This is a genomic window from Burkholderia sp. AU44665, from assembly GCF_030504405.1.
GTDB lineage: Bacteria > Pseudomonadota > Gammaproteobacteria > Burkholderiales > Burkholderiaceae > Burkholderia > Burkholderia semiarida.
The window spans coordinates 1,134,590-1,142,141 of record NZ_JAUJRI010000001.1; the positions used below are offsets into that span (position 1 = coordinate 1,134,590).

Annotated in this window: 7 protein-coding genes; all 7 read right to left on the reverse strand. The window is 70.8% G+C overall.

Going from position 1 to position 7,552, the window contains the following annotated elements:
* Positions 1-27: 27 nt before the first annotated feature.
* A complete protein-coding gene (asnB, locus tag QZM15_RS05010; protein ID WP_099317667.1) occupies positions 28-1,995 on the reverse strand; it encodes an asparagine synthase (glutamine-hydrolyzing) in 1,968 nt (655 codons plus the stop codon).
* A 266-nt stretch (positions 1,996-2,261) separates the two neighbouring features.
* Positions 2,262-3,293: an EscU/YscU/HrcU family type III secretion system export apparatus switch protein gene (locus QZM15_RS05015; RefSeq protein WP_060310650.1), complete on the reverse strand. Its 1,032-nt coding sequence runs from the start codon at positions 3,291-3,293 to the stop codon at positions 2,262-2,264.
* 16 nt (positions 3,294-3,309) lie between these two features.
* Entirely contained in the window at positions 3,310-4,119 is an 810-nt protein-coding gene (sctT, locus tag QZM15_RS05020) for a type III secretion system export apparatus subunit SctT (RefSeq protein ID WP_059584718.1), read from the reverse strand.
* Positions 4,113-4,799, reverse strand: a complete 687-nt coding sequence (locus tag QZM15_RS05025; protein ID WP_059639762.1) for a hypothetical protein — start codon at positions 4,797-4,799, stop codon at positions 4,113-4,115. The genes sctT and QZM15_RS05025 overlap by 7 nt, the downstream gene beginning before the upstream one ends.
* Complete coding sequence (sctN, locus tag QZM15_RS05030; protein ID WP_059584714.1) at positions 4,792-6,168, reverse strand: type III secretion system ATPase SctN; 1,377 nt, start codon at positions 6,166-6,168, stop codon at positions 4,792-4,794. Before sctN ends, QZM15_RS05025 begins: the two co-directional genes overlap by 8 nt.
* A complete protein-coding gene (sctL, locus tag QZM15_RS05035) occupies positions 6,165-6,794 on the reverse strand; it encodes a type III secretion system stator protein SctL (RefSeq protein WP_059639764.1) in 630 nt (209 codons plus the stop codon). The genes sctN and sctL overlap by 4 nt, the downstream gene beginning before the upstream one ends.
* Positions 6,776-7,522 carry a SctK family type III secretion system sorting platform protein gene (locus QZM15_RS05040; protein WP_302105997.1) on the reverse strand — a complete coding sequence of 249 codons (747 nt, stop codon included), beginning with the start codon at positions 7,520-7,522 and terminating at the stop codon, positions 6,776-6,778. The genes sctL and QZM15_RS05040 overlap by 19 nt, the downstream gene beginning before the upstream one ends.
* Positions 7,523-7,552 lie beyond the last annotated feature (30 nt).

The following is a 7,552-nucleotide window of genomic DNA, read 5'->3' on the forward strand; positions in this document are numbered from 1 at the left end:
GCGCGCGGCACCCCGCATCACGCGACATCACGCCGCCCGCTGATGTTCCAGCCACGCCTGGAACATCAGCACCGTCCACAACTGATGCTGCCAGTTCATCCGGCCCGTCTGGTGCTGGCGCCACAGCCGCTCGACCGCCGCCGCATCGAAGAAGCCTTCCTCGCGCAAGCGCGACGGCCGCAGCAGCGCGTCGGCCCAGTCGCGCAGCGCGCCGCGCAGCCAGTGGTCGACCGGCGCGCAGAAGCCCTGCTTCGGCCGGTCGATCAGCGCGGCCGGCACGTAGCGGTCGAGCAGCCGGCGCAGCAGCGCCTTTGACTGACCTTCCGGCAAGCGCACCGACGCCGGCACGCGCCACGCGAATTCGACGACGTGATGATCGAGGAACGGCATGCGCGTCTCGAGGCTCACGGCCATCGCCGCGCGATCGACCTTCGCGAGGATGTCGGTCGGCAGGTACGTGAGCGTGTCGATCGCCATCGCCTGCTCGGCGAAACTCAGGTGCGCGGGCCACGCGGACACCGTGTCGAGCGGCGTCGGCGGCTCCTGCCCCGACAGCGCGATGCGCTCCGGATGATGCACCGACGACATCAGCAGCCGGTACAGCCCGATGCGGCTCTCGGCCGTCATCACATGGCCGAGCTTGTGCAGCCGATCGCCGATGCGCGACGACGATTCGCGCGCCTCCACGCCGCCCCACGCGCCCTGCGCGACGGCCGCGAGCTGGTCCGCGTGATCGGGCCGCAACGCGTGCAGCGCGGCAGCGATCCGCGCGCGCACGGCGGCCGGCACGCGATGCAGCTTGCGCCACAGGCGCGGCGTCAGGAAATAGCGTGTGTAGCCGCCGAACAACTCGTCGCCGCCGTCGCCGGACAGGCTCACCTTCACGTGCCGGCGCGTCAGTTCGGAGACGAGAAAGGTCGGGATCTGCGACGCGTCGGAGAACGGCTCGTCGTAGATCGACGGCAGCTTCGGCACGACGCCGAGCGCATGGTCGGCCGTCACGTAAAGCTCGGTATGGCGCGTACCGAGATGGCGCGCGACCGCCTTCGCGTAACCGGCCTCGTCGTAGCCGGCCTCGTGAAAGCCGATCGTAAACGTGTCGACCGGCGTCGCCGATTGCGCCTGCATCAACGCGACGATCGTCGACGAATCGATGCCGCCCGACAGGAACGCGCCGAGCGGCACGTCGGCTTCCATCTGCCGCGCGACGGCCTGGCGCAGGACCGTGTCGAGCTGGTCGACGGCTTCGTCGGCGCTGCCCTCGAACGGCTGCGCGCGGCCCGCCTCGATCGCCTGTTCAAGCGCCCAGTAGGTGCGCAGGCGCGGCGTGTCGCGCGCATGTTCGAACTGGACGTACGTGCCGGGCGGCAGCTTGCGGATGCCGCGATAGATCGTGTAAGGCGCGGGCACGCTCGACTGGCGCAGGTACAGGCACAGCGCGTCGCGATCGATCGCGCCGTCGAAGCCCGGATAGCCGCGCAGCGCCTTCAGCTCGGACGCGAACACGAGCGCGTCGCCGATCCGCCCGTAGTAGAGCGGCTTTTCGCCGATCCGGTCGCGCGCGAGCGTCAGCACCCGCGACGCGCGGTTCCACAGCGCGAACGCGAACATGCCGGTCGCCCGGCGCAACGCGGCCTCGACGCCCCACGCGACGATCGCCGCGATCAGCACCTCGCTGTCGGAGTGGCCGCGCCACGCCGGTGCGCGCCCCGCGCGCTCGAGCTCGGCGCGCAGTTCGCGATGGTTGTAGATTTCGCCGTTGAAGACGAGAACGTAGCGGCCGCACGCGGAAGCCATCGGCTGCCGGCCGTGCACCGACAGGTCCACGATCGCGAGCCGCCGGTGGCCGAGCGCGATGCCGGCCTCCGGGTCGACCCAGATCCCCTGTCCGTCGGGCCCGCGGTGCGCAAGGCTCGCCGTCATTCGCGCGAGCGTGCCGCGCGCTGTCTCCTCATCGAAGGCGACGCTATTCAGAAAGCCGTCGATTCCGCACATTGATTTGTCCGCCCCTGTTGACCTGTTCCGTCACGGACGGCACGACCTCGCGGCCGCCGTCGGGCGTGACGGTCGAGCCATATTACGAAGAAATAAATCAGCAATAATTCACCAGTGAATGTCGGCGGCGTCCGGAAAAAAATGGACGTCAAGTGCCGCGTGCGGATGGTCGCGCAACGGGGCCATATCGAATCGGATGAGTTGGCCGGCAAACGTGGCGGACAAAAAAAGGGGGCCGCATGCCGATGCGACGCCGCCACGCCACGTCACGCGGCGCCGGTCGCCCATTTCAGCAACTGCGCGACCTCGCGGAAATGCTGCGGCTGGATCGTGCCGTTCTCGGGCGTCGTCTCGTACAGCGCCTGCGCGAGCCCGACGTTCGCGAGCGTCGGGCGCAGCGCGTCGCGGGCCAGCCGCACGATCCGCTCGGCCGCGTCGCCCTCGCCGCGCGCGAGCACCCACGGCAGCGAGCCCATCCCGCCGTAATAGAGCGCGACCGCGACGCGCGGCGAATAGACGACCACCGACGCATAGCCGATCCGGTCGGGCAGCGACGCGAACTGCACTTCGCGCGCGAGCTGGCGGCGCTTCGCCTGGATGTGCGGATCGCCTTCGTCCTCCTTGTGCTCGCGCCGCACTTCGTCGATCGACATCTTCATTTTCTGGTTGAACTCGTGCCGCTGGTGCACGATGTCGATCAGCGCCATCACGATATAGATCAGCGCGGCCCAGCCGAACAGCAGCATCAGCAGCTTCACGATCAGCGCGAGGATCGAGACCGGCCGCGTGAAGCCCGACTGCACGGACGGATCGAGCGACTCGACGATCAGCCAGCCGAGCGTCGCGACGAGCAGCGCCGTCTTCAGCAGCATCTTCGCGAGGTTGACGAGGTTGCGCAGCGACCACAGGTTCTTCATCCCCTCGGCCGGGTTGAGCCGCGACAGTTGCGGCACGAGGCGGCTCCACGCCATCACGCCGCCCACCTGCACGAAGCCCGCGAGCAGCCCCGCCAGCAGCCCGGCCGCGACGATCTGCGCGGACTGCGTGGCCCAGTCGCGCGCGGCGCCGTCGATCAGCACCGCGAGCCGCGCGGCGGGGTCGGCCGCGCCGACCGCGTCGAACACGAGCCGGAACAGCGCCTGCAAGCGCGCGAACAGCGAACCGATGCCCACCGCGAGCGCCACGCACACGCCGACGAAGAACGCCGACGACACCGTTTCCGCGCTCTTCGGCACGTCGCCTTTCTCGCGCGCCTCGCGCAGGCGCTTCGCGGTCGGCTTCTGGTCCTTTTCGGCCATCGCGGCTCCCGCGCGCTCAGCCGCCGCCGTGCGCGGCGAACAGCGCGCGCAGCAGCGCCACGAGCCCGCTGTCGGGGCTCAGCAGCGCGTGCAGCGACGCGTACACCACCGGCAGGAACAGGATCATCATCAGCATCGCGAGCGCGCTTTTCAGCGGCTGCGAGAACACGAAGACGTTGAGCTGCGGCACCGCGCGCCCGACCAGGCCGATGCCGAGCTCGACGAGCACCAGCACGATCGTGACCGGCGCGGCGAGCTTCACCATCCATTCGAAGATCGTGTCGGTCTGGCGCACGATGAAGGTCTGCAGCATCGACGAGAAATCGGGGCCGAGCGAGCCGATCGGCCACCATGCGTACGACTGCGCGAACAGTTGCACGAGCACCTGCAGCCCGCCTGCCGTGACGAACAGAGCGATCGCGACGAAATTCAGGAATCCCGAGGTCGGTCCGCCCTCGTGCCCGCCCATCGGATCGAAGAACGCGGCGCTGCCGCTGCCGGTCTGGAAGTCGATCAGGTAGCCGACGCCCTGGATCGCGAACAGCACCGCGCTGAACGCGCCGGCGAGCAGCATGCCGACCATCGCCTCCTTCGCGACCAGCAGGCACCACATCAGGAACGGCAGCGCGGCCACCTGCGCGGCATCGATCGCCGGCGCGACGAACGCGGCGATCACGACCGCGATTCCGTTGCGCACGAGGCCCGTGATGATCTGCTCGTTGAATACCGGCACGACCAGCATGATCGGCAACAGGCGCGGCATCACGTAGAGCAGCGGCCGCAGCATGCCGGCGACGTCGTTGAAACCCGCGGCCTGGTCTAGCATCGGCGCTCCGCGGCGGCGGGCGGGGCGGGATCGCCAGCCGCGTCAGGCACCTCGGGCACGTCGGACAGCACGGTTTCAGCGGCGATGTCGGCGCCCGCCTCCGTTTCGGTCATGGCCGCATCGAACGCGGCCGCGGCCGCCGGCGGCGTGGACGCATGACCTGCCGCGTCGCCCGCGCCGGCCACCCAGGTGCCGCCCGTCGCGAAGCGCCGCACCGCGTAGCCGTCCGCGACGTCGTCGGCGTCGCGCTCGACCCGCGCGGCGCGCGCGTGCAGCGCCTTCTCGCCGGCCTTCTCCAGCTTGTCCTCGGCGGCCTTCGCCTTGCGCGCGGCGCGCTGCAGGTCGGCGAGCGTCGCTTCGTGGCCGCGATGCACGTGCGCGGCCTCGCTCACCGACGCGTTCGCGTCGCCGATATGCCGGTCGAACGTGCGCGTATCGGCCGCCGCGTCCTGCAATGCGCGCGCTTCGCGCACGTCGTCGGCCAGCCGCGTCTGGATCGCAGCCTTCGCGGCGACCTGCTGCGCGAGCTGCGCCTGCGCGGCCGCGAGCGCCCGCCGGCTCTGCGCGGCGATGCCTTGCTGGCGCGCGGCCGCGACGCGCGCGATCTGGCTGCGCATCTCGCGTACGCGCTTCAGGCGGGCGAGCGTCGCGAGCACGAGGCGGTCGTCGGCTTCAGACATGATCGTTCGCCAGCTTCGTCAGCTTCGCGAGCAGCGCGTCGAAGCGCACGTCCTCGTCCGACGCCTGCGCGCAGAACGCGCCGATCGCGTCGCGCGCGCGCAGCGCGAGATCGCCGAGCCGGTCGCTGCCTTCGCGATACTCGCCGATCTGCACGAGCAGCTCGATCTCCTGGTACTTCGCGATCAGCTCGCGCACGCGCGCGGCCGCATGCTGGTGCGCACGGCTCGCGACGAGCGGCATCACGCGCGACAGGCTCGCGAGCACGTCGATCGCCGGATAGCGGTTCGCGAGCGCGATCTTGCGCGACAGCACGATATGGCCGTCGAGGATCGAGCGCACCTCCTCGGCGATCGGGTCCGATTCCTCGTCGCCTTCGACGAGCACCGTGTAGAGCGCGGTGATCGACCCGTGCGCGCCTTGCCCCGCGCGTTCGAGCAGGCGCGGCAATACCGCGAACGTCGATGGCGGGAAGCTGCGTCGCGTCGGCGGCTCGCCGCTCGCGAGGCCGACCTCGCGCTGCGCGCGTGCGAAGCGCGTCAGCGAATCGACCAGCAACAGCACGCGCTTGCCCGCATCGCGGAAGTGCTCGGCGATCGCGGTCGCGACCAGCGCGGATTTCACGCGCTCCATCGCGGGGCGGTCGGACGTCGACACGACGACGATCGAACGCGCGCGCACCTCGGGCGACAGGCTGTGCTCGATGAATTCGCGCACCTCGCGGCCGCGTTCGCCCACCAGCGCGATCACGTTCACGTCGGCCTGCGCGCCGCGCGCGATCATCCCGAGCAGCGTGCTCTTGCCGACGCCCGAAGGCGCGAAGATGCCCACGCGCTGCCCGACGCCGAGCGTCATCAGGCCGTCGATCACGCGCACGCCGGTCGCAAACGGCGTGTCGATCATCTTGCGCGCGAGCGGGTTCGGCGGGTCCTGCTGCGTCGAAACCCACGCGGCGCCCGTCACCGGCCCGCGATCGTCGAGCGGCCGGCCGAGCCCGTCGAGCACGCGACCGAACAGCCCCTCGCCCACCGGAAACACATGCTCGCGCCCGGACGGCACGACGGTCGTCTCCGGCGACAGCCCGGCCACGTCGCCGAGCGGCGTGAGCAGCGTCGTCTGGCGCGAGAAGCCGACCACCTCGGCAAGCAGCGTCGGCTGGTTCGGCGTGCGCAATTCGCAGATCTCGCCGAGCCGCGCGCGGATGCCGGTCGCATTCAATATCTGCCCGACCGCATGATTGACGCGGCCCTGCACCGATACCGGCGAGAAGAACGCGAGCCCCGCGTCGAGCTCGCCGACGAGGCGGCCGCGATCGAACGGCGCGCCGTCGTCGTCGCCGAACGTTTGCCGATCGTCGAGCGGCGCGTTCATCGCGCGGCGCCCTTCAGCGCGTCGCGGCGGATCGCCTGGCGCAACGCGTCGATCTGCAGGTCGAGGCTCGCGTCGATGCGCCCGGACGGCGTCTCGACCGTGCACGCGTGGCGTTCGAGCTGCGCGTCCTCGACGATGCGGATCTTCTGCCGGTTCGACTGCCCCGCGAACGCGCCGTCGAGCGCGTCGCGCATCTCGTCCGTGCGCCCGGGCGCGACGCGCACGATCAGGAACGCCTCGTCGCGCACGAGCGGCGCGATCCGCGCGAGCGCGGCCTCGTACAGCTTCTGCGTGCTCATCTCGCCGACGATCGCGCGCACGGCCTTCACGACGATCTCGGCCATCGCATCCTTCATCGTCTCCATCGTGCGCGTGGCGGCGAGCGCCTGCGTGTACGCCTGCGCGGCCTGCTCTCGCTGCGCGCGGCGCATGCCTTCGTCGTAGCCGGCCGCCTGGCGCTTGTCGAATTCGCGCTGTGCGTCGGCGACGATGCGCGCGGCCTCTTCATGCGCGGTCGCGATCACCGCGGACGCGTCGAGCAGCGCCGCGTATTCGCGCTCCTTGAGCACCTTGCGCTCCGACAGCAATTGCAGGTTGTCGCTCGTGATCAGAAAAGCCAGTCCCATGACGCAAGCCTCTCGGGAATCAGAAACAGGAACATTAGTTCGCCGAATTGATCGCGCTGCGCGCGGTTCAGCCAGTACGGCGCTTCGTCGTCGATCGCGCGGTTGAATTTCAGGCGCACGCGCCGCGCCACCGCGTCGCCGGCCACGCCAATGAAATCCGCGAGCAAGCGCCCGCCGCGCGCGCGAATCACGACCGGCAGCGCGGCGGGATCGGCGCGCCACGGTTCGAGCGTTTCGGCGAGCGCGCCGAATTCCGGCGCGCGTTCGAGCGCGAGTTCGAGCGCATCGCCGCCGAGCCGCGCCGCCACTTCCGCGCGGATGCGCCGCCCGGCCAGCGCGTCGCGCAGCCACGCGCGATGCAGCAGCAGCCCCGCATACGCGGCCAGTTGCTCGAGCGCCGCGCCCGGCAGCAGCGCGAGCCGCGCGCACGGATTCGCCACGTCGAAGTCGTGCCGGTCGGCCACGCCGTTCAGCGCGAGCAGGTGCCGCGCCAGCAGCTTGCGGCCGGCCGCGCCGAACGCATCCGGCGAACGGTAGCGCGCGGGCCACTCGGCCGGCACGCGCGTCACGTGCAGATAGCGATCGGGCCGCAGGTTGAAGTCGCACACGAGCGCATGAAACGCGGCGGCACGCGCGGCAGGCGGCGGCGCAAGCGGGTGCAGCCACGGCAGCCGCGCCGCGTCGGACCCGGCCGCTTCGCCCGGCGGCAGCGCGCGCGGATCGCTCATGCGCCGTCGCGCGCGCCGTCCGGCGTACGC

What these genes read in the sequence shown, in the direction of transcription:
- asnB (WP_099317667.1), bottom strand. Translation starts at nt 1,995, where the DNA reads ATGTGCGGAATCGACGGCTTTCTGAATAGCGTCGCCTTCGATGAGGAG.
- sctL (WP_059639764.1), bottom strand. Translation starts at nt 6,794, where the DNA reads ATGGGACTGGCTTTTCTGATCACGAGCGACAACCTGCAATTGCTGTCG.
- sctT (WP_059584718.1), bottom strand. Translation starts at nt 4,119, where the DNA reads ATGCTAGACCAGGCCGCGGGTTTCAACGACGTCGCCGGCATGCTGCGG.
- QZM15_RS05025 (WP_059639762.1), bottom strand. Translation starts at nt 4,799, where the DNA reads ATGTCTGAAGCCGACGACCGCCTCGTGCTCGCGACGCTCGCCCGCCTG.
- sctN (WP_059584714.1), bottom strand. Translation starts at nt 6,168, where the DNA reads ATGAACGCGCCGCTCGACGATCGGCAAACGTTCGGCGACGACGACGGC.
- QZM15_RS05040 (WP_302105997.1), bottom strand. Translation starts at nt 7,522, where the DNA reads ATGAGCGATCCGCGCGCGCTGCCGCCGGGCGAAGCGGCCGGGTCCGAC.
- QZM15_RS05015 (WP_060310650.1), bottom strand. Translation starts at nt 3,293, where the DNA reads ATGGCCGAAAAGGACCAGAAGCCGACCGCGAAGCGCCTGCGCGAGGCG.